Genomic DNA, 21,944 nt, shown 5'->3' on the forward strand with positions numbered 1-21,944 from the left:
ACTGACCGCCGCTGACCAGCTCAAGCGCCAGGGCCTGCGCCGGATGAAGCTCGTGGCCACCGGCTTCTTCCTGGCCGCGACCGTGATCTTCGTCGTCGCCCTGCTGTTCGAGGACGGGGGCCCGGCCTGGATCGGGTACGTCCGCGCCGCGGCCGAGGCGGGCATGGTCGGCGCGCTCGCCGACTGGTTCGCCGTGACCGCCCTCTTCCGCAGGCCACTGGGCCTGCCGATCCCGCACACGGCGATCATCCCGACCCGCAAGGACACGTTCGGCGACGCCCTCGGGTCGTTCGTCGGGACGAACTTCCTGTCCGAGTCGGTGGTGCGGGACAAGCTGCGGCGGGTCGGGTTCGCCCGGCGCGTCGGCGAGTGGCTGTCGCAGCCCGAACACGCCGAACGGGTGACGTCCGAGCTGGCCAACGTGGTCAAGGGCGCGGTCACCGTGCTGCGGGACGACGACGTGCAGGCCGTGGTCGAGCAGGCGCTCGTGCGGCGGCTGGTCGACCAGCCGTGGGGTCCGCCGCTGGGCAAGCTGCTCGGCCAGGTGCTCACCGACGGCGCGCACCACAAGCTCGTGGACCTGGTGTGCGACCGGGCGTACGACTGGGTGCGCGACAACTACGACCGGGTGATGGGCGTGGTGTCCGACCGGGCGCCGTCGTGGTCGCCGAAGTTCGTGGACTCGCTGCTCGGCGACAAGGTGTACAACGAGCTGCTGGACTTCGCGTGGGCGGTGAAGACGAACGTCAACCACCCGATGCGGCTGGCCGTGGACCAGTTCCTGATCGAGTTCGCGGGCGACCTGCGGACCGACCCGGCGACCATGCAACGTGCGGAGGTGGTCAAGCAGCAGCTCGTGGAGCACCCCGACGTGCAGCGGCTCATCGGGTCCGCGTGGGGCACGGCGAAGAAGATGCTGCTCGACGCGGCCGAGGACCCGTCCTCGGAGCTGCGCACGCGGGTGCGCGAGGGCCTGGTGTCGTTCGGCCGCCGGTTGGTGGAGGACGAGTCGATGCGCGCGAAGGTCGACGGGTGGCTCGAAGGCGCGGCGGGGTACGTGGTGACCAACTACCGCCACGAGATCACCACGCTGATCACGGACACGGTCGAGCGCTGGGACGCCGAGGAGACGTCGCGCAAGATCGAGCTGCAGGTCGGTCGGGACCTGCAGTTCATCCGCATCAACGGCACGGTCGTCGGCGCGCTCGCGGGCCTGGTGATCTACACGGTCGGCCAGCTGGTCGTCTGACCCGGGACGTGAACCCGCCAGGCCGCCGAGACGCGCGCGCCCGAAACCACACGCCCGACGTTCACGCCGACGACGCCCACGCGCTCGATGCCCACGCCTCCAGCGGCCACGCGAAGCCACGTCCGACGCCCACGCCGACGGAACCCGCGCGTCACCCGACGCGCGGGCCGTCGACGCTCAGGTCACGCTCAGCGCACGCCGTTCCCGCCAGTTGCGCGCCTTCTCCCGGTTCCCGCACGTCTGCATCGAGCACCAGGTGCGCGAGCGGTTGCGCGAGCGGTCGAAGAACGCCCAGCGGCAGTCGTCCGCCTGGCAGATCTTGAACCGCTCCCAGGACCCGAGCACGGCCAGCCGGGCCGCGGCGCCGAGCACCGCGCCGAGGGCGTCGGTGCTGGACATCGTCGGCACGCCCTGGCTGAGGTCGACCCGGACCAGCCCCGCGGCGGGGGTGGGATCGGGTCCGTCGTGGCGTTCACCCAGCGAGGCCCGCAGCGACGCCCGGGCCGCGCGGACCTCCTCCGGGTCGCCCGGGCGGCCCAGGCCGCGCTCGGTGACCCAGGCGCGCCACGCAGCGGCGCTGTCCAGGACGTCCGTGCCGAGTTCGAGATCTCGGGTGTTCAGGAAAGCGAGCAGCAGCTCCACATCGTGTTCCGCATCGCCGGCTCGACCCTGCGTGAAAGCCGCGTGGTCCCAGCCGGCCGCCAGACCAGTCACCCCTCCACTGTAGGCGTCGAAGAGGCCCTTTGTGGCGAAGTAACCGTCAAACGCCTGTGACCGGTTAGCCCGACCGCGCACTGACTCCTGCCCGACCGTTCCACCGATCGGGCTATGAACCCTGTGTATACACCGTGTGTATAGTCGGCCGCATGTCGATCGGACACACCCTGCTCGGCCTGCTGGAAAAGGGCCCGCGGCACGGCTACGACCTGAAGAAGGCCTACGACGAGCGCTTCGGCCAGGACCGGCCGCTGCACTACGGGCAGGTGTACACGACGCTGTCGCGCCTGCTCCGCAACGGCCTGGTCGAGGAGGCCGGGGTCGAGGCGGGTGACGGTCCGGAGCGCAAGCGGTACGCGATCACGGACGCGGGCGTGACCGACGTGGAGCACTGGCTGGGCACGCCGGAGAAGCCGGAGCCCTACCTGCAGAACACGCTCTACGCGAAGGTCGTGCTGGCGCTGCTGTCCGGTCGCAGCGCGGACGACGTGCTCGACGTGCAGCGGGCCGCGCACCTGGCCACCATGCGCGAGCTGACCCGGCGCAAGGCCGCCGGCGACCTCGCCGACCAGCTGATCTGCGACCACGCCCTGTTCCACCTCGAAGCGGACCTGCGCTGGCTGGAGCTGACCGCGGCCCGCCTCGGCCAGCTGAAGACGGCGGTGTCCCGGTGAACGCGGCGGACCGGGTGGACCCGTTGTCCCCGGCGGGCGAGGCGGCCGGGGGCGAGCCGGCGAAGGCGTTGCTGGAAGCGGTCGACCTGCACAAGTCGTTCGGGCCGACGCCCGCGCTGGACGGCGCCGGGCTGAGCGTGCGCGCGGGCGAGGTCGTGGCCGTGATGGGCCCGTCCGGCTCGGGCAAGTCGACCTTGCTGCACTGCCTGGCCGGCATCCTCACCCCCGACCGGGGCACCGTGCGCTACCGCGACGTCGAGCTGAGCGCGATGGGCGACGGGCCGCGCAGCGAGCTGCGGCGGAGCGACTTCGGGTTCGTGTTCCAGTTCGGCCAGCTGGTGCCGGAGCTGACGTGCCTGGAGAACGTGGCACTGCCGTTGCGGCTGGGTTCGGTGAAGCGGCGCGCGGCCGAGTCCCGGGCCCGCGAGTGGCTGGAGCGGCTGGAGGTGGCCGACGTCGCGGACAAGCGGCCCGGCGAGACGTCCGGCGGTCAGGGCCAGCGGGTCGCGGTGGCGCGCGCGCTGGTCACGGGCCCCCGCGTGGTGTTCGCCGACGAGCCGACGGGCGCGCTCGACTCGCTCAACGGCGAGCGGGTGATGCAACTGCTGGTGACCGCGGCGAAGGAGACCAACGCGGCGGTGGTGCTCGTGACGCACGAGGCCCGCGTGGCGGCGTACTCCGACCGCGAGGTCGTGGTGCGCGACGGCCGGTCGCGCGAGATGGAGCCGGTCAGGTGAGGACGTGGTTCGCCGACCTGGCGCTGGGCGTCCGGCTGGCCCTGGGCGGCGGGCGCCCGTCGTGGGTCCGGCTCGCGCTGACCGGCGCGGGGATCGGCGTCGGCGTGGCCGTGCTGCTGGCGTCGGCCTCGTTGACGACGGTGCTGTCCGAGCGCGCCGAACGGCAGGCCGCCGCGGTGCCGGTCAACGCCCGGCCGGGCGCGGGCGACGTCCTGCACACGGCGTTCTGGACCACCGAGTACCGGGGCGAGACCATCTCGGGCTACTTCGTGAAGGGCAGCGGGCCCGCCGCGCCGGTGCCGCCGGGCCTGCCGAGGGTGCCCGGCGACGGCGAGGTGTTCCTCTCGCCCGCGCTCGCGGAGCTGCTGGAGTCGTCGCGGGGCGACCTGCTGCGCGAGCGGCTGCCGCAGCGGGTGGCCGGGGTCGTCGGCCAGGCCGGGTTGAACGCGCCGCACGACCTGCTGTTCTACGCGGGCGACGCGACCGTGGAGGCCGACGAGCGCTCCGCCATCGGCGCGTTCGGCGGCGAGGTGCGACCGCGCGAGCTGGACCCGGTCCTGTCGCTGCTGATCATGGTGGGCGTGGTCGCGCTGCTGTTCCCGGTGCTGGTGTTCGTCGGGATCAGCACCAGGTTGGCCGGGTCGGAGCGGGACCGCAGGCTGGCGGCGCTGCGGCTGGTCGGCGCGGGGGCGCGGCGGGTGCGGCGGATCGCGGCGGGGGAGTCGCTGCTGGGCGCGTTCGTCGGCCTCGGCGTCGGCGCGGCGCTGTTCCTCACCGCCCGGCAGCTGGTGGAGCACGTCCGGATCATGGGGCTCAGCGTGTTCGTCGGCGACCTCACCCCGTCGCCGCCGCTCGCCGTGCTGATCTTCGTGCTGGTGCCGGTCCTGGCCGTGGTGACGTCGATGATCGCCATGCGCCACACGGTGGTCGAGCCGCTGGGCGTGGTGCGCCGGACGAAGCCCGTGCGGCGGGCGCTGTGGTGGCGGCTGATGCCCGTCATCATCGGCTCGGGCGCGTTGATCAGCCAGAGCGGCACGCTCGGTGGCACGCGGGCCGACGCGTCGGAGCCGGTCGTGATCGGCGGCATCCTCATGCTGCTGCTGGCCATCCCGGCGCTGCTGCCGTGGGTGGTGGAACGCGCGGTGGGCCGCCTGCGCGGCGGCGCGCCGTCGTGGCAGCTGGCGATCCGCAGGCTGCAGCTGGAGAGCGGCACCGCGGCCCGCGTCGTCGGCGGCGTGGCCGTGGTCCTGGCCGGCGGCATCGCCCTGCAATCGGTGCTCGCGAGCGCCGAGAGCAAGATCGTGGACCGGCCGATCCCCGAGGCGGACAAGAGCCGGATCACGATCAGCATGCGGGACGCGTCGCCCGAGGTGGTCGACCAGACCGTCGGCCTGCTGACGCGCTCGGTCGGGGTGGAGCGGGTGCACCCGACCCGGTCGCTGGGGTTGACGTGGGGCTCGGACGAGTACGACTCGGCGCTGGTCGGCACGTGCGAGGCCCTGAGGGCGCAGGCGGACCTGCCGAGTTGCCGGGACGGTGACGCGTTCTACGTCGACACCGACTTCGCGCGCAGCTCGGCGCGCACGCGCATCCAGCCCGGTCAGCGCGTCGTGGTGATCCAGGACTACGAGACCGGCACCTCCGGTCCACAGTGGACTGTCCCGGAGTTCACCGCGGTCAGGCCACGCCCGGGCGTGACGGACGTGCAGTCGGGACTGCTGGTCACGCCCTCCACCGTGCGCGACCTGCCCGTCACCTCCGACTTTGCCACCGTCCTCGTGCTCGTGGACCCGGACCAGCCGGACATCGCGGAGCACGTGCGCAACGCGTTGGCGCCGATGACGTGGCGGGCCTACGCGTCCTACTTCGGCTCGGCCGACGTGTCCCAACGGGTGCGGGAGTTCCAGAGCATCCGCCAAGCCCTCCTGGCCGGTTCGCTGATCACGCTCCTGCTGGCCGGCGCGAGCCTCCTGGTGCTGGCGCTGGAGCAGGTGCGCGAACGCAGGCGGCCGCTGGCCGTCCTGGCGGCGAGCGGTGTCCCCAAGGGCGCGCTCGCGCGGTCGCTGCTGTGGCAGAACGCCGTGCCGCTGCTCCTGGCGCTCGGCGTGGCCGTGGCGGTGGGCGGCGGCCTGGCGATCCTGCTGTTGCGGATCATCGCCCAGCCGACGGTGCTGGACTGGCCGGGCATCGGCATCCTCAGCGGGGTCTCGGCCCTGATGGTGGTCCTGGTGACCGTCCTGTCCCTGCCGTCCCTGCACCGGGCGACCGGCGCGCTGGGCCTGCGCTCCGAATGACGAACCGGGGCCGCGGCGGATTCGCGGTCACGTCGCACCGCCAGGCCACGCCGCGGGCCTCCGCTGCGTCTGAAGAGATGTGATCACCATGCTGCAACCCCACGGAGCACCCCGCGCGGGCCACCGGAGCGCCCAGGACGCGCTCCGATGAGGTGGGCGACCGACCTGGTCCTGGGCATCCGGCTGGCCGTCGGGGGCAGCCGGACGTCCTGGGCCAGGTTGGCGCTCACCGCGGCGGGCGTCGGCCTCGGCGTCACCGTCCTGCTCCTGGCGGCCTCCATCGGCCCCGCCCGCGAAGCGAAGGCGCAACGCGTGCAGGCCGCCGCCGTCACGTGGACCAAGGGCGACCACACGCTCAAGGTGCGCGACGTCAGCGTGTCGTGGCAGGGCCGGCTGATCACCGGCGTGGAGCTGGCCGCCACCGACCCCGACGCGCCCGCACCGCCCGGCGTCGGCCGCATCCCCCGGCCCGGCGAGCTGGTCGTGTCACCGGAACTGCTGGACCTCATGCGCACCGAGGACTCGGTCCGCGCCCGCTTCCCGGAGAGCGTCATCGGCGTGATCGCCGACGCCGGCCTCCCCAGGCCCAAGTCGCTGATCTTCTACGCGGGCCTGCCCGAAGCGCACCTGGCCGGCGCCACGTCGGCCACCGGGTTCGGCACCGACCTGCGCCCGGCGACCCTCCTGCCCGTCTACCGGCTCCTGATGGTCGCCGCGATCGGCGCGCTGCTCGTCCCGCTCGGCATCTTCATCCTGGTCGCCACCCGCCTCGGCGCCACCGGCCGGGAACAACGCCTGGCCGCGATCCGGCTGGTCGGCGCGTCACGCACCCAGATCCGCTGGATCGCGAGCGGCGAGACGTTGACCGGGGCGGTGCTCGGGCTGTTCGTCGGCGTGGCGCTGTTCTTCGCCGCACGGCCGCTCGCCCGGTTCATCGAGGTGGAAGGGGTCGGCTTCTTCCCCACCGACCTGCTCCCGGACCCGCTGCTCGGCGCGGTGATCGCGGTCGGCGTGCCGGTGGTCGCCGTGGTGTCGGCGCTGCTCGCCGTGCGCACCGAGGACGTCGGCCCGCTCGGCCTGTCCCGGTCCGTCGAGCTGCCGAGGCACCGGGCGTGGTGGCGGTTCGGGCTGATCGGCGCGGGTGCGGCGCTGATCGTGGTGATCTCCGTGGTCGGCAGCTACTGGGAGGTGATGAGCGACGCCCGCCTGGCCGCCGTCCTCGGGCTGGGCATCGCGCTGGTCCTCGCCGGCACGGGCGCGGTGCTGCCGTGGCTCGTCCGCGAGGTCGCCCACCGGTTCGAACCCGAAGGCGTCGCACCGCTCCTCGCCCTGCGCGCGCTCCGCTTCGACGCGGGCACACCACGCGTGTTGTCCGGGGTCGTCGTCGTGCTGACGGGCTCGTTGACGCTCCAGGTCCTCCTCGGCGTCGCGGCCCAGTTCACCGCCGAGCCGCCGTCCGACACGCCCGGCCGCTGGGTGCTGCTCGTGCCGCAGCACACCTCCGTCCGACCGCTGGAGGAGGCGATCGCGCTGGTCGGTGGCGTCCGCCAGGTCAGCGAGGTGCGCCTGCACTCCAGCCGCGACGCGGTCGTCACCAGCACCGACTGCACCGAGATCGCCGAACGCCTCGACGTCGACGACTGCGTGAACGGCTCCGCCTACCTGGTCGGCACCGACGTCGGCCCGGAACCCGGCACCCGGCTCCTGGTCAACGGGCAGCCGTGGGTGGTGCCGCGGTACGCCGTGGTGCCCGACGCCCCGGAGGCCCACCCCGGCCTCGACCGGCCGCACGGGCTCGTCGTGGCCGGTGGCTCGGACCCCGTGCTGGCCGCGATCCCGCCGTACGAGCTCGTCGTGCGGGGCGACCCGGACGAGGCGTTCGGCGATCGGCTGCTGGCCGCCACGAGCCGGACGGACCGCGGCGTCGTGCTGCGCCGGCCGTTCGGCGCGGGGCAGGTCGAGCTGTTCACGTCCCTGCGCGGCGGCGTGATCGGCGGCTCGGTGCTGCTCACCCTGCTCGCCGTGATCGGACTCGCCGCCGCGGCCGTGGACCAGGTCTTCGAACGCCGCCGGCCCACGGCGGTGCTGGCCGCGAACGGCGTGCCGCCGAAGGTCCTCGCGCTGTCCGCGCTGTGGCAGTCGGCGATCCCCGCGGCGCTCGGCATCGGGCTGGCCATCCCCATCGGCCTCGGCACGGCCTGGCTCGTCGCGCCCGCCGACCGGTTCCGCCTGGCCTGGACGGAGATCGCCACCACGGTCGCCGCGGCGGCGGTCGTCGTCCTCGTGGTGTCCCTGTGCACGCTGCCGGCGCTGCGGTCGGCGATCCAGCCGAGCAGCCTGCGCACCGAGTAGCCCCTCACCGACGCACGGAAACGATCACCGGTTCCCTCGACCACACCATCGGGCGGCAGCGGATTCGGCGCGGTATCCCCAGGTCAGGAGCGGTGCTCTCTCGGTGCATGCCAGAACCGACCAACACTGAGCTGATCTTCCGCGCCCGAGCGGGCGACGCGTCCGCGTGGAACGAGATCGTCCGCCGGTACGCCCGCCTGGTCTGGGCGGTGCCCCGCTCGCACCGGCTGAGCCCCGACGACGCGGCCGACGTCTGCCAGGCCGCGTGGCTCGCGCTGGCCGAGAACCTGGCCCGCATCGAGCGACCCGAACGGCTCGGCGCGTGGCTGGTCACGACCGCGCGCCGGGAAGCGCTGACCGTGCTGCGCCTGCGTGGCCGGGAACGGGTGGTGCACGACCTCGGGGACGTGCCCGACGACGCGCTGTCGCCCGAGGACACAGCGCTGGCGGGCGACGCCGGCCCGCGGCTCTGGCGCGCGTACGTGACGCTGACCGACCGGTGCCGGGAGATCCTGCGGCTGGCGGCGTTCGCGCCGGACCTGACGTTCGCGCAGGTCGCTGCGGCGGTCGGCGTGCCGGTCAACAGCCTGGGCGCGACCAGGGGTCGGTGCCTGGCCGTCCTGCGCCGCCGCATCGGCGTCGAGGTGGCCCGATGACCGCCGACCGCGACCTCCTCGACGCCCTCGCCCACCTCGTCGACCACCTCGACCCGCCGCCACCGGCCCTCGCCGCCCGCGCGCTCTCCGCGCTGGACGAGCGCACCGACGCCGCCTCGTTGCGCCTGCTCAGCGACACGGCCCGGGTCGACCCGCCCGGCATGCGCGGCTGCGCCGGCGTCCGCACGCTCACTTTCACCGGCCTGGACCTGCAACTGGACCCCGGCGCGGACGGCCTGCACGTCACCGGCCTGACGCCCGCGAACGCCGGCGGGCTCGCCGCGGTGCGGTGGCCGGGCGGTGAGGCCACCGCGCCGATCGACCCGGCCGGCTGGTTCCACGTCGACCACGTGCCGCACGGCCCGGTGAAGTTCGTCCTGCGCCGCCCGGACGGCGACCACGCCACCCCGTGGTTCGTCGCATGACCCCCGTCGAGACCTGGCAGCCCAACGCGCCCCTGGACGCGCAACCACTGGACGCGCACCTGGTGGACGTCGAACTCGACCGGGCGTTGGCCGAGGGGGACGCGCTGTCGGCGGTGCGGTGGAACGAGCACCGCCTGGCCCGGCGACCGGAACGCACCCCCGGCGCCCACGTCCCGCTGACCGACGTCCTGGGCACTCTGGAGGATCACGCGGTGCTGGTCTTCCTCAGCCACCGAGGCCGGCTCGCGGCGGTGTCGATCAGCGGCGGTCGGTCGCGCGTGCACGACTTCGGCGAGGCCAGGACCGCCGCGCGGTACGTCCGGTCGCTGTCCCTCGGCACGCCGCCGCACGCGGTCGCGTGGCTGGACCGGCTGCTGTGGCCGGCGGGCGACCGTCCCGTCGTGGTGGTGCCCAGTCCCGAGCTCGAACGCATGCCGTGGGCCGCGCTGCCGTCGGCTCGCGGGCGGGCGGTGTCGGTGGCTCCCTCGGTCCGGTGCCGGCACCGGGCCGACTCCCGGCCGTTGGCGGTGTCGCGACGCCTCTGGGTCGCCGGGCCGCGGCTGCGGCACGCGCGCCGGGAGGTGGAGGTGCTGCGCCGGGCGCACGGCGGCCGCATGCAGTCCACAGTGGACGGTGCGCTGCGCGGGATGGGCCGGGCCGACGTCGCGCACGTGGCCGCGCACGGCGTCCGCCGGGGCGAGCTGTTCTCCTACCTGCGACTGGACGACGGCCCGCTGTACGGGCACGACCTGAACGCCTTGCCGAGGGTCCCGTCCGTCGTGGTGCTGTCCGCGTGCGAGTCCGGCCTGGCGCGGGTGTTGTTGCGGCGCGGCGCGCGGGTCGTCGTGGAGAGCGTGCGGGCGGTGCCGGACGACCGGGTGGTGAGCCTGATGATCGATCTGCACGCCCACCTGGCCCGGCCCGCGCAAGCGCTTGCGGACGCCCAGGCCCGGCACGGTGACCTCGGTTTCGTGTGCGTCGGCGCGGGGTGACCGGGTGCCGCCCGACCGGTCGACACCCGAATGGTCTAACGCCGACCCCGACCACGAAACCGCCGCTCAGCCGTCCACACGGGACACGACTTCCGCGTCCACAGCGGACTTCCGGACTCGCGCCAGGAGCCCGTGACCACAACGGACGGTGTTCGCGAACCGGCGGAACAACCCGGACAGCCGCACCGCACCGCCCTTCCGAGTGGGTTCCGCCGGAGAACGTTCGAAAATCCCGTAACCAGTGCTACACATAGCAGAACGTCGACCTCGAACGGTCCGTCCCGTTCGCCGTACCCGGAACGGTGGTGATCCACGGTGGCAGTCTCCGACGCGGTGCGCCGCAGCGGATCGCTGCTGCTCAGGACGCTCGCCGCGGGCGGGTTGGCGACGGCGGCGTGGCTCGTCTGCGCCGGGTCCGCCGCGGCCGACGAGGACCACGCCGACGAGGTGGCGCAGCCGCTCGACGCGCTGACCGTGGCGCTCGACGACCTCCGCGTGCCGGCCGGCCTGCTGGACGACGTGCTGCCACAAGCCGCGCCCGCCGCCGAGTCGGCCGGTTCCGCCCTCCCCGGGGCTCTTCCGCAAGGCCTGCCGGAGTCCCTTCCGCAGGCCCTCGTGCCGGCGGCCGCGCAGGCCGGCGCCGACGAGATCGCGCGCGACCCGGAGTTCCACCTCTTCACGGTCGACCTGAACCCCCTGGCCGCGTCCGCGGTCGAGCCGGAGGCCGCGTTCCCGGCGGTCGTGGCCATGTCCGGGTTCCCGGGCGGGCCGTCGGGCGACCACGCGGGCAGCTACTCCGGCGGCTACTCCGGCGAGGCCGAGGCCTACCCGTACCCCGAGGACGACCGGTACCCGTACTCCGACGACTCGGAGTACACGCACCCCGGTTCCAGCAGTTCGGGTTACAGCCACTCCGGGTCGGTGTCCAACACCATGCCCGCCCCGATGTACGAGGCGAAGGTGGCCGCGAAGGCAGCCGCCCGCGCCGCCGCCGAAGCCGCCCTGACCCCGGCGCCCGCGCCGAGCGTCCCGACGGCGACGGCGGACGAGACCGCGGCGGCCCGCGTGGCCGCCCTGCCGCTCGCACCGCTCGACGCGACGTCGTCGGCGGCGGACGAGGTCACCGCGGACTCCGAGGTGATCTGGGCGGCGCCCAAGCCGAGCGCCCCCGCGCCCGCCCCGAAGCAGGCGCCCGCGCCCAGCGCGCCCACGGCGTCGTCCGGCAGCAGCGCGGACAGCGGCGGCGGCCACCGAGGTGGCCTCCTCGCGTCCTTCTCGGCCCAGTCGAACCCGAAGCCGTCGGCCGCGTGGTCGGTCGAACGGCGGGACGACGGACGGTCCCCCGGCAGCATCCCCGGGCTGCCCAGCACGTCACCCGACTGAGGAAGACGGCACCCGTGTGCCTTCAGCACACGTGAACGCACCCGTCTGACCAGTCACTTCTCACACACCCCGCACTGAAGCGATCCACCGGTCACGCGATCGAGCGATCACCGAAGTCCGTGATCACACGACACCGCGACGTCGACCAGTGATCAGCACGACCACAGGCCCCCGTCCTGCCGACCGCGCCCTGGCAGGAACGGGTACAGGTCCCACCACCGCGCTGCCCCCGCGGCGGAGGGACCGAACGGGAACCTGCGGCAGGGGACGCCAATCCCTGGAGCGTCCCCGCCGCAGGTCCACGGACCACCGTCGGGTTCCGGCCATCGAGGGGCTGCGCCGGAACCCGACGGCGAGGCCGATCAGGCCACCGGCACCGCCACGTCGGACTCGCCGGTCAGCCCGACCCCGGAGACCGACGCGGCGACCAGCCCCAACCGCCGCACCGCGTCCCGCAGCACGTCGACCGGCTGCACGTAGGGAAGTCGCAACCACCGCTCGAACCCGCCGTGCGCGCCGAACCGCGATCCCGGCGCCAGGCGGATGCCGTGGTTCTGCGCGACGACCGCCACGCGGGTGCTCACCGGGGCGTCCAGCTCGCACCACACGCTGAGCCCGCCCGCCGGCCGGCGGAAGCGCCAGCCGGGGCAGTGCTCGCGCAGGCCGTCCATGAGCACGTCGCGCTGCACGGCGAGCTGCGCGCGCCGTTCCCGCAACGCCGGTTCCGGGTCGGCCAGCAGGTCCGCCAGCACCAGCTGGTCGACCACCGCGGACCCGAGGTCGAGCGCGGTGCGGGTGGACACCAGGCGGTGGACGACCTCGGTCGACGCGCGGATCCAGCCGATCCGCAGGCCGCCCCAGTGCGACTTGCTGGCCGACCCCAGCGTGACGACGAGGTCTTCGGCGAACGCGGCCATCGGCGGCGGGCCGTCCAGCGGGTCGCCGTCGAGGTCCAGTTCGGCGACGGTCTCGTCCACCACCAACGGGGTGCGCGCGCGGCGCGCGATGTCGGCCAGCTCGGCACGGCCCTCGGCGTCGAGCCGGTGCGCGGTCGGGTTGTGGAAGTCCACCACGACGTACGCCATGCGCGGCGCGGCCTGGCGCAGGGCGGCGGCGATGCCGGGCAGGTCCCAGCCGGTGTCGGTCATGGCCACCGGCACCGGGATCGCGGACACGGCCTTGATCGCGTCGAGCGCGTTGGGGTAGCTGGGCTGCTCGACCAGCACCCGGTCGCCGGGACCGGTCAGCAGGCGCAGGGTCAGCGCGAGCGCGTGCTGGGCGCCGCTGGTGACCACGATCTGGTCCGGTGACGTGGGCAGGCCGCGGGCCGCGTACCGGTCGGCGATGCGCCGCCGCAGCTCGGGCAGGCCGTGCTCGTAGTAGCCGTGGTCGGCGAGGTGCTCGGGCAGGTAGCGCCGGACGTTGTCGAACGCGGCCAGCACGCCGGGCAGCGCCGGGGGCGCGGCACGGGCGAAGTCGACCATGCTGTGGCCGACCAACGGCGTGTCCGGAACGGTCCCTAACATCCCCGTGGGCAGGCTGATCCACGACCCCGCGCCCCGCCGGCTCGCGACCAACCCCTCCGAGCGCAACTGGTCGAGCGCCGCCGTGATCATCGTGCGGCTCACCGGCAGCGCCTCGGCCATCTCGCGCTCGGAGGGCAGGCGGGTGCCGGCGGGCAGCCGACCGTCGAGCACGAGCAGCCGCACCGCCGCCGCGAGGTCGGCCGAGCCGTGACGTGCGCCACCGCGACGCCACTCACCCAGCAGTCGGGCCAGACGAAGGCCGGATATACGTCCACCTGGTGGGACGTCAGCGTTCATAAGGCCAATTATTGTGAATTGGCTCTGGAATACAAGGCCAATCAACGCTGAGGATGGCCACATGCTCGCCGCCCTCACCCAGGTTTCGGTCACCGTCTCGCCGCTCCGCCGCGTGCCCCAGCTGTTCGCGGGGCTGTGGCTCTACGGCGCGAGCATGGCGCTCCAGATCCGGGCGACCCTCGGCCTCGACCCGTGGGACGTGCTGCACGAGGGCCTGACCAAGATCACCGGACTGTCGTTCGGCACGATCACCGCCCTCGTCGGCGCGGTGGTCCTGCTGTGCTGGATCCCGTTGCGGCAGAAGCCGGGCGTGGGCACGGTGAGCAACGTCGTGGTGATCGGCGTCGCGGTGGACGTGAGCCTGTGGCTCCTGCCGACGCCGGACGGGATGGTGCCGCGCGTGCTGTTCCTGGTCGCCGGCATCGTGCTGAACGGCCTGGCAGCCGCCGTCTACATCGGGGCCCGCCTCGGCCCCGGCCCGCGCGACGGCCTCACGACCGGGTTCTGCGCGCGGACCGGGACCTCGTTGCGCCTGGTGCGCACGGTGGTCGAGGTGCTGGTGCTGGCGATCGGCTGGCTGCTCGGCGGCACGATCGGCGTGGGCACCGTCCTCTACGCCCTCGCGATCGGACCGCTCACCCAGGCGTTCCTCCCCCTGGTCACCTGGATGGACCGATCCGCTTCCTGACCTCGGTGTAGCTCACGCCGCGCGCCCCCAGGACCTCGGCCACCAGCCCTCCGTTCGACAGCAGCGCCAGCAGCAGGTGCTCCTGGCGGAGCGTGCGGTGGCCGAGGTCGCGGGCCTCGACGAGGCTCCGCTCCAGCACCCGCTTCGCCGCGGGCGTGAACGGCCGGTGGTTGCCGAAGAACCGCCGCCGGCGCCGTGGCGGCGCGACGGCCAGCGCGCCCTCGCCGTGCGACCGCTCGACCGACGCGACGATCTCGTCCACGTCGATGCCCAGCCCCCGCAGCGCCGCGGTGTCGGCGTCGCTCAGCCCGCCCTTGCGCCGGGCCGCGGTGAACGCCTCCACCACGTCGTCGCGGCCAAGCCGGAACTCCGCGAGCACCGGCGAGTCGAGCAGCGCGAGCGCCAGGTGCTCCGGGCCGATCTCCGGCGCGTCGAGCCGTTCCGCCTGCGTCACCGCCTCGTGGACGGTGCGGCGGGCGGACCTGGTGAACCGTTCCCCGATCATCGGTCTCCCCCGTGCTTCTTGTGGACGGCCTGCCGGGTGACACCCAGCTCGGCCGCGATCTCCTGCCAGGACCAGCCGCGGGCGCGGGCGTTGCGCACCTGGACCGCTTCGAGCGTTTCGAGCAGGCGGCGCAACGCGCTCACCGCTCGAAGCCCGACCCTGGGGTCCCGGTCACCCGCCGCCGAGGCCAGCTCGGTCGCTTCAGTCATGCCGTCAACTTTGGTTGACACCCGCCGGGTTGTCAACCCCGGTTGACACACTAGGCTCGACGTCGATGCCGGAGATCACCACCGCCGAACGCCCTGGACTCGGCCTCGACGGCCTGCCGCGCCCCACCGAGGACCGCGTCGTCCGACTCGCCAACGCCGTGGTGCTGCTGGACGGAGCCACGTCGCCGACCCCGCGCGTCCGTGACGGTGGCTGGCACTCGCGCCACCTCGCCGACGAGCTGGCCGCGTCCGGGAGGTTGACCGGCGACCTCGCCGACGTGCTGGCCGACGCGATCGACCGGTTGGCCCGCCGGCACGACCTGACGCCCGGCGACTCGCCGTCCAGCACGGTCGCGATCACGCGGTGGACCGACACCGCCGTGGACGTGCTGGTGCTCGGGGACAGCCCGGTCGTGGTGTTCACCGACGCCGGCGCCGAGGTGGTGACGGACACCCGCCTGCGCGACCTGCGGGGCAAGGTCGACCGGATCACCGACTGGCGCAACCGCGAGCACGGCTGGTGGGTGGCCGAGGCCGACCCCGCCGCCGCGCTCCGCGCCGTCCGGGCGAGTTGGCCGCGCGACCGGGTGCGGGCCGTGGTGATGGCGACGGACGGCGTGTCGTGCGGGGTGGACGAGTACGGGTTGTTCGCCGACTGGAAAGCCGTGTTGGACATCACTTCCCGGAAAGGCCCGGAAGCGGTGCTGGACGAGATCCGCGCGGCGGAAGTGGGTGACGTGGATCGCACGAAGTGGCGTCGGGCAAAAGTGCACGACGACCAGGCGTTGGCGGTCATCGGATTCGGCGGCGGTTGATCCGGCGCCGGTTGATTCGGCGCCGAAGGATCGGCGCCGGGATCACCGAGATTCGTGCGGGCAAAGAAAAAGCCCCTCGCGGGAGGCGAAGGGCTTTTCGAAGGCTGGTGGCCAGGGGCGGGGTCGAACCGCCGACCTACCGCTTTTCAGGCGGTCGCTCGTACCAACTGAGCTACCTGGCCAGGTAGCGGCTCGACCAACCGGCCGAACTGCCTTGCGACCCAGACGGGACTCGAACCCGCGACCTTCGCCGTGACAGGGCGACGCGCTAACCAACTGCGCCACTGGGCCTTGCTCGTACTGCTGCACAACGGTACTACGTGCCCCCAACGGGATTCGAACCCGCGCTACCGCCTTGAAAGGGCGGGGTCCTAGGCCGCTAGACGATGGGGACCCAGTTCCTCCGGTAGCCGTTGGGCCACCTTCTTCCCAGGCCCTCCACGCTGTCCGGTGGAAGCATCGTAAGCATAGGGCACAGGAGTGCACACCTCCAAAACGGGGGTGGCACAACGTGTTGACCTGCGATTCCACCCCCGTTGGGGACGGTTCACCCCGTCGTCGGGGCCGATGTCGGGGCCGACGGGGCCGCTGCGGGGTCCGCCGTCGGGACCACCGCGAGCAGCCGATCGGCGAACTCGGCGCGTTCCGCGTCGTCGAGGACGGCCAGCGCCTCGTCGAACCGCTCGTCGGTCAGCCGCTCCGCCTCGCGCCACCGCGCCGCCAGGTCCGGGCGGTCGGCGACGGACGCCAGCAGCGCCTCCGCCTCGTCCGGGCGCCAGCCCGTGCGCCGGAGCCGGCCGCGCCCGCCGCCGGGGTCCACCGCCACGGCCTGCGGGACGCCGAGGCCCACGGCGCGCAGCGCGGCGAAGTGCAGGCCGCCGCGCAGCTCGCGCAGCACCATCAGGACGTGGCCGAGGCGCGCCGGGCCGTCGTCGGGACGTGCCGCGTCGCGCCAGCCGCGGAACAGCGGCAGGCCGGAGGGGTCCGCGCCGTCGACCACCGCGAAGCCGAGGTCCGCGAGCCGGTCCGGCTCGGCGACCGCGCCGAGGTGGTTGCGCGACCAGTCCCAGCAGGCGTTGAGGTAGGCGTCGATGGCGCGGTCGGCGGGGAAGCCGCGCACGATCGCCGTCTCGACCAGCCACTCCGGGAAGATGCCGATCACGGACGCCACCACGCCGGGGACCGGGTCGCCGAGCACGGCCGTGCGCCCGCGGAAGTAGAGCGTGCGGGGCGGGAGGCCGGAGGCGTGCTCGCGGGCGGCGAGTTCGGGCGAGGTCATGAACCGCCCACCCAGGCTGACGACCTGTTCCCGGGTGAGCTCGGAAGTCGACCGCATTTCATAACGGTGTCACATAACAGCGTTACGCAGCAACACCCGAGGTCTCCGCAGTGCTGCGGAAGACCCCGGCGGAGAACCCTCGACATGCCGGACGGCCCCTGCGTCGACGCGCTCCCGGGGTTGGACGGGCGCGGGTCGCGGAGGGGCCGTCGGCCGCGTGCCCTACCTCTGCACGGGTGGCACGCCCCCGTCCTCGCCCGGCGACAAGCCGAGCATGTCCAGCAGCAACCGGCAGTCCTCGGCGCTCGTCGCGCCCCTGGCCACCGACAACCTGGCCCGGTGAACCTGCTCGTCCGAGATCCGCGACGGTTCACCGGTTCGCTGGGCAGGCACCCCACCGCCACCCGGCCTGGACATCGTGTCGTCCTGGTTCCACAGGAACTGACGTACTTCTAGGGACCCGCTCATGACGCCTCCCCGACTTGAGGTTGGCGCGAGGCTAAGCGAGCCCGTCGAACCGCCGCAGCCCCCCGCAGAGTGATTCACAGGCGACGGAGCGTCACTTTCCGTGTAGGCCACTTGGTGTCAAGCGTCGCGTGATGTGCTTGACGCGAACGAGGAGGGTGCAACCCATGACCGAACCGGTACCGGGGCAGACGCCGGAACCCGCGGTGGCGGATGACGCAACCGCCACACCGCCACCGGCAGGCCCGCCCGCGGCGGAACAGCAGCCGATCGAGACGCCCGGTCGGGCCACCGGGGCCACCGAGCCCCGACCGGCCGAGCCCGCCCCCGAGCCAGGGGCGGCCGGGCCTGGCGGGTCCGGGCCGACCGGGGCCGAGGACGCGCCCGGCGGCGGTGCGGGCGAGGCGGGCGGGCCCGGCGCGGGTGGGCCGGTGGACCCGCAGGAGTTGTTCGGCAGCCTCTCGCTGTCCGCGATCGAGGCGGACATCGACCGGCTCATGAACGACAAGATGAGCGAACTCGACGGGATGCTCGCGGGGCTCGAGGAACTGGTGCAGCGGTTGGAGGGCGAGATCACCAACCTGGAGCCGCCGCCCGACGACCCGAAGACCCCCTAGCGGCGGCCTCCACCGGCGTCGGCCATCCGGCCGCACAGGGGGTCCGGCCAGCGGTTCCGGTGATCGGCCCGCTGAAGATTTCGGGTCAACCCACTCCCCATGCCCACGTGCGCGTGCAAGAATCCGAATTGCTGACACACCCCCGGTCAGCGCCTGTGGAGATCCCCTCCGGCCCCCGCGTTCCTCCCCCTGGCGCGGGGGCCTCTCCATGCACACATCTGTGACCCAGGCCACACTTCGGGCGACTCCGCAATCCAACCGTTATCGTTGCGCGGTGCCTCTTGGATCCCTTGGACGGTCGAAGTCCGGCCGGCATCGCCCTCCCGCGTCCGAACAGGACGAGACGCTGCCCGACGACGAGTTGACGTCGTACCTCGCAGCCCTCGCCCCGGAGACCGCGGACGCGGAGACCACCGCCGGCACCAGCTTCGGCAACGCGCAGGTCTACCAGCTCCGCCTCCAGCTCATGGCGAACGAGCAGCTGAAGGAACTGGCCGCGGAGCGGCAGACGTCCCCGCAGGCGCTGGCCACCGAGTGGGTCATGCAGCGACTGGAGTGGGAAGCCCGCCAGCGCGGCTTCTAGCCGCCGCCGATCGGCAGCAGCACGACAACGCGCAGGCCCCCGACCATCCCGGTCGGGGGCCTGTTGTCACGCGACGACCCGTCCGCCCGAGCGGTTCCGCCCGGACGGTCCCGCCGCGATCAGACCTTGCGCACGTTCTGGGCCTGCGGACCCTTGGTGCCCTGGCCGATCTCGAACTCGACCCGCTGGTTCTCGTCCAGGGTGCGGAATCCCTGCCCCTGGATCTCCGAGTAGTGCACGAAGACGTCCGGCCCGCCGTTCTCCTGCGCGATGAAGCCGAAGCCCTTTTCGGAGTTGAACCACTTGACAGTGCCCAGTGCCATGTACCTGCCTCCATCGCAGGGAAGCTTGGGGCTGCACCGTGCAACCCCGGCCGTCCGGGGGCGTTTCCCCCACCAACCGGAGCGGAGGCGGCACGCCCGCGTGTCGTTCCGCGAGCGTGAGACACGAACACAGAAACCACGGCCTGCGTTGCCGAGCGTATCGGTTGGCCACCCGGAGCACTACCACTCCGAAGTCATTGGTCCACTGGGAATCTACTTCTCGGTCACCTTCGGCGGATCGGGCAGTCGCACGCCCGCTTGCCCGATGTTCCGCTCCAACGCGGACCGCCACTCGCCGGAGCCGACCATCTTCTCGATGGCCGCGCTGACGTCCGCCCGGCCCTTGGCGTCCGACTTCGCCAGGCCGACGCCGTACTGCTCGGTGGTGAACGGTTGACCGACCAGCTTCAGCAGCTCGGGGTTCTCCGCCACGTACCCGGCGAGGATCACCTCGTCGGTCGTCACGGCGTCCACGTTCTCCGCCAGCAGGGCGATGACGCAGTCGCTGTACTGGCCGTACTCGACCAGCTGCACGTCCTGCGCGAACTGGTCCTTGACCTTCTGCGCGGACGTCGACCCGGTGACCGAGCACAGCTTCTTGCCGTTCAACGTCTCCGGGCCGCGGATCTCGTCCTCGGTCATCCGCACCAGCACGCCCTGGCCCGTCTGGAAGTACGGACCCGCGAAGGACACCTGCTCCTTGCGCTTGTCGGTGATCGAGTAGGTGGCGACGACGAAGTCGACCTCGCCGGAGGCGATCAGCTGCTCGCGGTCGGCGGAGCGCGCCTCCTTCCAGGTGATGCCGGACTCGTCGACGCCGAGCTGGGCGGCCACGTACTTGGCGACGTCCACGTCGAAGCCGACGAACTTGCCGTCGAGCCTGCGCTGGCCCAGCCCCGGCTGGTCGAACCGGATGCCGATGGTCAGCTCGCCGTCGTCGGCCTTGCCGGCGAGGGTGTCGTCACCGGCGCCGCCGCACGCCGCCGCGGTCAGGGTCAGGGCTGTCACCAGCGCGGTCGCGGGCAGCAGTCTTCGGAACAGCATGAGGTGCGGACCTCTCGGGGTGCTCGGGAACGCGGCACGGATCGGCGCGCCGGACGTTGGTCATGCTAAGCAAACCGAGCAGAGCTCATGATGCGACGAAGGTCTCACCGGCCCAGTGCGCTAGCCCGTTCAGCGTAACGGGAGCTGTGAGTCGGATGACTGCGGTCCGGGGCGGGCGCGGCGACGTCCGGGCAGCTAGGACGGCAGCTGCGCGCGGCGGGGCGCCACGCGGACGCCGAGCCGGTGGATGGCCTTGTTCACATGTCCTTCCGGCACGCCCCAGCGGATCGGCGCGGGCACCAGGAGGGCCGCGGCCCGGACGGCGCGCAGGATGGCCGTGGCGGCCGGTTCGGGGTACGGGCGGTGGCCGTGCAGGGCGATGGCCCACGGGGGCAGCACGGAGTACGCCAGGTGCCCGAGCAGCGGCTCGTAGGCGTCGAGGCCGAGCCGCAGCACGCCGCCCACCGGCGGGCGGTGCAGGAACCGGTACACCACCTCGGAGTCCTCGGTGCGGCGCAGCTCGGGGAGCACGGCGGCGAAGTAGTCCGCCATCTCGCGGGCGCTGCCGGGCACCTCGTCCTCGTGCAGGCCGACCAGGGCGGCGGTGCGGCGCTGCTCGTCGTAGTAGCGGTCCGCCTGGGCGTCGGTGAGGCGGTAGCCGGCGCGGCGCAGCACGGTGAGGAACGAGTGCACCTCGGCGCAGTGCACCCACAGCAGCAGCTCGGGGTCGTCGACGCGGAAGCTCCGGCCGGCGGCGTCCTTCGCGCGGAGCGAGCGGTGCACGCCGCGGACGTGCGCGGCGGCCCGCCGGACCTCCTCCGTCGAGCCGTAGCTGACCGTGCCGACGAAGTTGGCCGTGCGCAGCAACCGGCCCAGCGGGTCCTGCCGGAAGTTCGAGTTCTGGACCACCGCGGCGACCGCGCGCGGGTGCAGGGCCTGGAGGTACAGGCTGGAGATGCCGGCGACCCACATCGCCGGGTCGGCGTGCAGCTGCCACGTCACCGTTCCCGGTCCGAGCAGCCCGACATCCATGTTTTCGATCGTGGCACAGACGCCGCGCGTCGCCGAGGGCCAAGATGGTGCGCATGGATCTGGATCGCGCAAGGGACTTCATCCGCCGCAACCCGCGCGCCGTGCTGTCGGCCAACCGCTCGGACGGCTCGCCGCAGATGTCACCGGTGCTGGCGACCGTCGACGACGAGGGCCGCGTGGTGATCAGCACCCGCGAGACGGCTTACAAGGTGCGCCAGCTGCGCAAGGACCCGCGGGCCGCGCTGTGCTTCTTCACCGAGCGGTTCTTCGGGGAGTGGTTGCAGATCGAGGGCACCGCGACCGTCGTGTCGCTGCCGGAGGCGATGGACCCGTTGATCGACCTGTACCGGCGGATCTCCGGGGAGCACCCCGACTGGGACGAGTACCGGGCCGCGATGGTGGCCGAGCAGCGCGTCGTGATCCGGATCGAGCCGCACCGCGCCGGACCGGACGTGAGCGGCTGACGACCTCCGGGGCGTAACGCCTCCAGCAGCGGAAACGATTCCACGTGACACCGTGGAGCGTCGGATCGGGTGCGGGATGAGCAGTGGCAGGAGCGTCGCCTTCGCCGGCGTGGTGCTGTTGTCCGCGGCCGGCGCGGTCGTGGCGCTGGCCCTGTCGGTCGACGGACCGCGCCCGGTCGACGCGCGGCGGGTGGACGCGGGACCGGTGCGACCGGGGGTGCTGAGCGTCTCCTACACCACCAAGATCGAGGTGGCGCGGTCCGCGACCGCGGTGCACATCGCGCCGCCCGCGCCACGTCCCGCCCCGCCGCCGGTCGCCACGAGCACCACGGTGACCGAGCCGCCACCACCACCACCACCGCCGCCACCGGAGACGTCGAGCACCGTGGAGAGCACGACGCCGTCCAGCACGGTTGCGGACGAGAACTGCGACCCGTCGTACGTGACCGACGGCGTGTGCGTGCCCCGGCACTTCCCGACGGGTGTGTGGCTCAAGTGCGAGTGGATGCACGAGCAGGGCGTCAGCCGGATCGAGGTGGTGGGCCGGGACCGCCACTACCTCGACCGCGACCGCGACGGCATCGCCTGCGAACGCGCGGACTGAGCGGACTGACCGGG

At 73.1% G+C, this 21,944-nt stretch carries 24 protein-coding genes and 3 tRNA genes; 15 read left to right on the forward strand and 12 right to left on the reverse strand.

Annotated features, from left to right (window positions below):
- The first annotated feature begins 43 nt into the window (after window positions 1-43).
- Entirely contained in the window at window positions 44-1,249 is a 1,206-nt protein-coding gene (locus ACRAKH_RS33015) for a DUF445 domain-containing protein (protein WP_380728338.1), read from the forward strand.
- Window positions 1,250-1,426: 177 nt separating this feature from the next.
- Here ACRAKH_RS33015 and ACRAKH_RS33020 read toward each other — a convergent pair whose 3' ends face one another.
- Window positions 1,427-1,963, reverse strand: coding sequence for a CGNR zinc finger domain-containing protein (locus tag ACRAKH_RS33020; protein WP_380728332.1), 537 nt, complete (start codon window positions 1,961-1,963; stop codon window positions 1,427-1,429).
- A 152-nt stretch (window positions 1,964-2,115) separates the two neighbouring features.
- Between ACRAKH_RS33020 and ACRAKH_RS33025 the strand changes: the two genes are divergently transcribed.
- From ACRAKH_RS33025 to ACRAKH_RS33060, 8 genes are all read left to right on the forward strand, one after another.
- Window positions 2,116-2,640, forward strand: a complete 525-nt coding sequence (locus ACRAKH_RS33025; RefSeq protein ID WP_380728331.1) for a PadR family transcriptional regulator — start codon at window positions 2,116-2,118, stop codon at window positions 2,638-2,640.
- A gap of 23 nt (window positions 2,641-2,663) precedes the next feature.
- Entirely contained in the window at window positions 2,664-3,377 is a 714-nt protein-coding gene (locus ACRAKH_RS33030; RefSeq protein ID WP_380728336.1) for an ABC transporter ATP-binding protein, read from the forward strand.
- On the forward strand, window positions 3,374-5,671 hold the full coding sequence (locus ACRAKH_RS33035) for an FtsX-like permease family protein (protein WP_380728329.1): 2,298 nt from the start codon (window positions 3,374-3,376) through the stop codon (window positions 5,669-5,671). Before ACRAKH_RS33030 ends, ACRAKH_RS33035 begins: the two co-directional genes overlap by 4 nt.
- A gap of 147 nt (window positions 5,672-5,818) precedes the next feature.
- Entirely contained in the window at window positions 5,819-8,023 is a 2,205-nt protein-coding gene (locus ACRAKH_RS33040) for an FtsX-like permease family protein (RefSeq protein ID WP_380728327.1), read from the forward strand.
- 107 nt (window positions 8,024-8,130) lie between these two features.
- Window positions 8,131-8,679, forward strand: coding sequence for an RNA polymerase sigma factor (locus ACRAKH_RS33045; RefSeq protein WP_380728325.1), 549 nt, complete (start codon window positions 8,131-8,133; stop codon window positions 8,677-8,679).
- Window positions 8,676-9,104, forward strand: coding sequence for a hypothetical protein (locus ACRAKH_RS33050; RefSeq protein ID WP_380728323.1), 429 nt, complete (start codon window positions 8,676-8,678; stop codon window positions 9,102-9,104). The genes ACRAKH_RS33045 and ACRAKH_RS33050 overlap by 4 nt, the downstream gene beginning before the upstream one ends.
- The gene (locus tag ACRAKH_RS33055) at window positions 9,101-10,096 is read left to right on the forward strand and encodes a CHAT domain-containing protein (RefSeq protein ID WP_447009508.1); all 996 of its coding nucleotides are present in this window, start codon (window positions 9,101-9,103) and stop codon (window positions 10,094-10,096) included. Before ACRAKH_RS33050 ends, ACRAKH_RS33055 begins: the two co-directional genes overlap by 4 nt.
- A gap of 315 nt (window positions 10,097-10,411) precedes the next feature.
- Entirely contained in the window at window positions 10,412-11,479 is a 1,068-nt protein-coding gene (locus ACRAKH_RS33060; protein WP_447009509.1) for a hypothetical protein, read from the forward strand.
- Between the two features lie 362 nt (window positions 11,480-11,841).
- On the opposite strand, the gene yczR is transcribed toward ACRAKH_RS33060, so the two are convergent.
- Complete coding sequence (yczR, locus tag ACRAKH_RS33065) at window positions 11,842-13,302, reverse strand: MocR-like transcription factor YczR (RefSeq protein ID WP_380729817.1); 1,461 nt, start codon at window positions 13,300-13,302, stop codon at window positions 11,842-11,844.
- 61 nt (window positions 13,303-13,363) lie between these two features.
- On the opposite strand from yczR, the gene yczE reads away from it, so the two are divergent.
- The gene (gene yczE, locus ACRAKH_RS33070; RefSeq protein WP_380729814.1) at window positions 13,364-13,990 is read left to right on the forward strand and encodes a membrane protein YczE; all 627 of its coding nucleotides are present in this window, start codon (window positions 13,364-13,366) and stop codon (window positions 13,988-13,990) included.
- Here the strand turns inward: yczE and ACRAKH_RS33075 are convergent.
- Together ACRAKH_RS33075 and ACRAKH_RS33080 are read right to left on the reverse strand one after the other, a co-directional pair.
- On the reverse strand, window positions 13,962-14,495 hold the full coding sequence (locus tag ACRAKH_RS33075; RefSeq protein WP_380729812.1) for a Clp protease N-terminal domain-containing protein: 534 nt from the start codon (window positions 14,493-14,495) through the stop codon (window positions 13,962-13,964). The genes yczE and ACRAKH_RS33075 overlap by 29 nt on opposite strands.
- Window positions 14,492-14,704 carry a hypothetical protein gene (locus ACRAKH_RS33080; RefSeq protein WP_053722501.1) on the reverse strand — a complete coding sequence of 71 codons (213 nt, stop codon included), beginning with the start codon at window positions 14,702-14,704 and terminating at the stop codon, window positions 14,492-14,494. The genes ACRAKH_RS33075 and ACRAKH_RS33080 overlap by 4 nt, the downstream gene beginning before the upstream one ends.
- A 65-nt stretch (window positions 14,705-14,769) precedes the next feature.
- Here ACRAKH_RS33080 and ACRAKH_RS33085 point away from each other — a divergent pair, with 65 nt between their 5' ends.
- Window positions 14,770-15,519, forward strand: coding sequence for a protein phosphatase 2C domain-containing protein (locus tag ACRAKH_RS33085; RefSeq protein ID WP_380729810.1), 750 nt, complete (start codon window positions 14,770-14,772; stop codon window positions 15,517-15,519).
- Between the two features lie 105 nt (window positions 15,520-15,624).
- Here the strand turns inward: ACRAKH_RS33085 and ACRAKH_RS33090 are convergent.
- From ACRAKH_RS33090 to ACRAKH_RS33110, 5 genes are all read right to left on the reverse strand, one after another.
- Window positions 15,625-15,701 (reverse strand) — tRNA-Phe (locus tag ACRAKH_RS33090).
- Between the two features lie 35 nt (window positions 15,702-15,736).
- A tRNA-Asp gene (locus ACRAKH_RS33095) sits at window positions 15,737-15,810 on the reverse strand.
- Window positions 15,811-15,840: 30 nt separating this feature from the next.
- Window positions 15,841-15,913 (reverse strand) — tRNA-Glu (locus ACRAKH_RS33100).
- 153 nt (window positions 15,914-16,066) lie between these two features.
- Window positions 16,067-16,855 carry an SCO6745 family protein gene (locus ACRAKH_RS33105; protein ID WP_447009510.1) on the reverse strand — a complete coding sequence of 263 codons (789 nt, stop codon included), beginning with the start codon at window positions 16,853-16,855 and terminating at the stop codon, window positions 16,067-16,069.
- A 165-nt stretch (window positions 16,856-17,020) separates the two neighbouring features.
- Window positions 17,021-17,266, reverse strand: a complete 246-nt coding sequence (locus tag ACRAKH_RS33110) for a hypothetical protein (RefSeq protein ID WP_073886083.1) — start codon at window positions 17,264-17,266, stop codon at window positions 17,021-17,023.
- A 164-nt stretch (window positions 17,267-17,430) separates the two neighbouring features.
- On the opposite strand from ACRAKH_RS33110, the gene ACRAKH_RS33115 reads away from it, so the two are divergent.
- Both ACRAKH_RS33115 and ACRAKH_RS33120 read left to right on the forward strand, forming a co-directional pair.
- Entirely contained in the window at window positions 17,431-17,880 is a 450-nt protein-coding gene (locus ACRAKH_RS33115; protein ID WP_447009511.1) for a hypothetical protein, read from the forward strand.
- A 274-nt stretch (window positions 17,881-18,154) separates the two neighbouring features.
- The gene (locus ACRAKH_RS33120) at window positions 18,155-18,463 is read left to right on the forward strand and encodes a hypothetical protein (protein WP_380730025.1); all 309 of its coding nucleotides are present in this window, start codon (window positions 18,155-18,157) and stop codon (window positions 18,461-18,463) included.
- Between the two features lie 119 nt (window positions 18,464-18,582).
- Here the strand turns inward: ACRAKH_RS33120 and ACRAKH_RS33125 are convergent, their stop codons facing one another.
- From ACRAKH_RS33125 to ACRAKH_RS33135, 3 genes are all read right to left on the reverse strand, one after another.
- Window positions 18,583-18,786 carry a cold-shock protein gene (locus tag ACRAKH_RS33125; RefSeq protein WP_310310099.1) on the reverse strand — a complete coding sequence of 68 codons (204 nt, stop codon included), beginning with the start codon at window positions 18,784-18,786 and terminating at the stop codon, window positions 18,583-18,585.
- Window positions 18,787-18,999: 213 nt separating this feature from the next.
- Entirely contained in the window at window positions 19,000-19,830 is an 831-nt protein-coding gene (locus tag ACRAKH_RS33130; protein ID WP_380730027.1) for a glutamate ABC transporter substrate-binding protein, read from the reverse strand.
- A gap of 195 nt (window positions 19,831-20,025) precedes the next feature.
- Window positions 20,026-20,862: an oxygenase MpaB family protein gene (locus ACRAKH_RS33135; protein ID WP_380730029.1), complete on the reverse strand. Its 837-nt coding sequence runs from the start codon at window positions 20,860-20,862 to the stop codon at window positions 20,026-20,028.
- A 53-nt stretch (window positions 20,863-20,915) separates the two neighbouring features.
- Between ACRAKH_RS33135 and ACRAKH_RS33140 the strand changes: the two genes are divergently transcribed.
- Window positions 20,916-21,326: a PPOX class F420-dependent oxidoreductase gene (locus ACRAKH_RS33140; protein ID WP_380730031.1), complete on the forward strand. Its 411-nt coding sequence runs from the start codon at window positions 20,916-20,918 to the stop codon at window positions 21,324-21,326.
- 76 nt (window positions 21,327-21,402) lie between these two features.
- Window positions 21,403-21,930 (forward strand): excalibur calcium-binding domain-containing protein, encoded by a 528-nt coding sequence (locus ACRAKH_RS33145; RefSeq protein WP_380730033.1) that lies wholly within the window; start codon window positions 21,403-21,405, stop codon window positions 21,928-21,930.
- Window positions 21,931-21,944 lie beyond the last annotated feature (14 nt).

The organism is Saccharothrix hoggarensis, from assembly GCF_052936025.1.

Bases quoted from the DNA above. Each gene is read 5' to 3' on its own strand.
- ACRAKH_RS33145 (WP_380730033.1), top strand. From the start codon at position 21,403: ATGAGCAGTGGCAGGAGCGTCGCCTTCGCCGGCGTGGTGCTGTTGTCC.
- ACRAKH_RS33025 (WP_380728331.1), top strand. From the start codon at position 2,116: ATGTCGATCGGACACACCCTGCTCGGCCTGCTGGAAAAGGGCCCGCGG.
- ACRAKH_RS33105 (WP_447009510.1), bottom strand. From the start codon at position 16,855: ATGCGGTCGACTTCCGAGCTCACCCGGGAACAGGTCGTCAGCCTGGGT.
- ACRAKH_RS33125 (WP_310310099.1), bottom strand. From the start codon at position 18,786: ATGGCACTGGGCACTGTCAAGTGGTTCAACTCCGAAAAGGGCTTCGGC.
- ACRAKH_RS33040 (WP_380728327.1), top strand. From the start codon at position 5,819: ATGAGGTGGGCGACCGACCTGGTCCTGGGCATCCGGCTGGCCGTCGGG.
- yczE (WP_380729814.1), top strand. From the start codon at position 13,364: ATGCTCGCCGCCCTCACCCAGGTTTCGGTCACCGTCTCGCCGCTCCGC.
- yczR (WP_380729817.1), bottom strand. From the start codon at position 13,302: ATGAACGCTGACGTCCCACCAGGTGGACGTATATCCGGCCTTCGTCTG.
- ACRAKH_RS33110 (WP_073886083.1), bottom strand. From the start codon at position 17,266: ATGAGCGGGTCCCTAGAAGTACGTCAGTTCCTGTGGAACCAGGACGAC.
- ACRAKH_RS33045 (WP_380728325.1), top strand. From the start codon at position 8,131: ATGCCAGAACCGACCAACACTGAGCTGATCTTCCGCGCCCGAGCGGGC.
- ACRAKH_RS33055 (WP_447009508.1), top strand. From the start codon at position 9,101: ATGACCCCCGTCGAGACCTGGCAGCCCAACGCGCCCCTGGACGCGCAA.
- ACRAKH_RS33140 (WP_380730031.1), top strand. From the start codon at position 20,916: ATGGATCTGGATCGCGCAAGGGACTTCATCCGCCGCAACCCGCGCGCC.
- ACRAKH_RS33080 (WP_053722501.1), bottom strand. From the start codon at position 14,704: ATGACTGAAGCGACCGAGCTGGCCTCGGCGGCGGGTGACCGGGACCCC.
- ACRAKH_RS33115 (WP_447009511.1), top strand. From the start codon at position 17,431: ATGACCGAACCGGTACCGGGGCAGACGCCGGAACCCGCGGTGGCGGAT.
- ACRAKH_RS33015 (WP_380728338.1), top strand. From the start codon at position 44: ATGAAGCTCGTGGCCACCGGCTTCTTCCTGGCCGCGACCGTGATCTTC.
- ACRAKH_RS33050 (WP_380728323.1), top strand. From the start codon at position 8,676: ATGACCGCCGACCGCGACCTCCTCGACGCCCTCGCCCACCTCGTCGAC.
- ACRAKH_RS33135 (WP_380730029.1), bottom strand. From the start codon at position 20,862: ATGGATGTCGGGCTGCTCGGACCGGGAACGGTGACGTGGCAGCTGCAC.
- ACRAKH_RS33075 (WP_380729812.1), bottom strand. From the start codon at position 14,495: ATGATCGGGGAACGGTTCACCAGGTCCGCCCGCCGCACCGTCCACGAG.
- ACRAKH_RS33130 (WP_380730027.1), bottom strand. From the start codon at position 19,830: ATGCTGTTCCGAAGACTGCTGCCCGCGACCGCGCTGGTGACAGCCCTG.
- ACRAKH_RS33085 (WP_380729810.1), top strand. From the start codon at position 14,770: ATGCCGGAGATCACCACCGCCGAACGCCCTGGACTCGGCCTCGACGGC.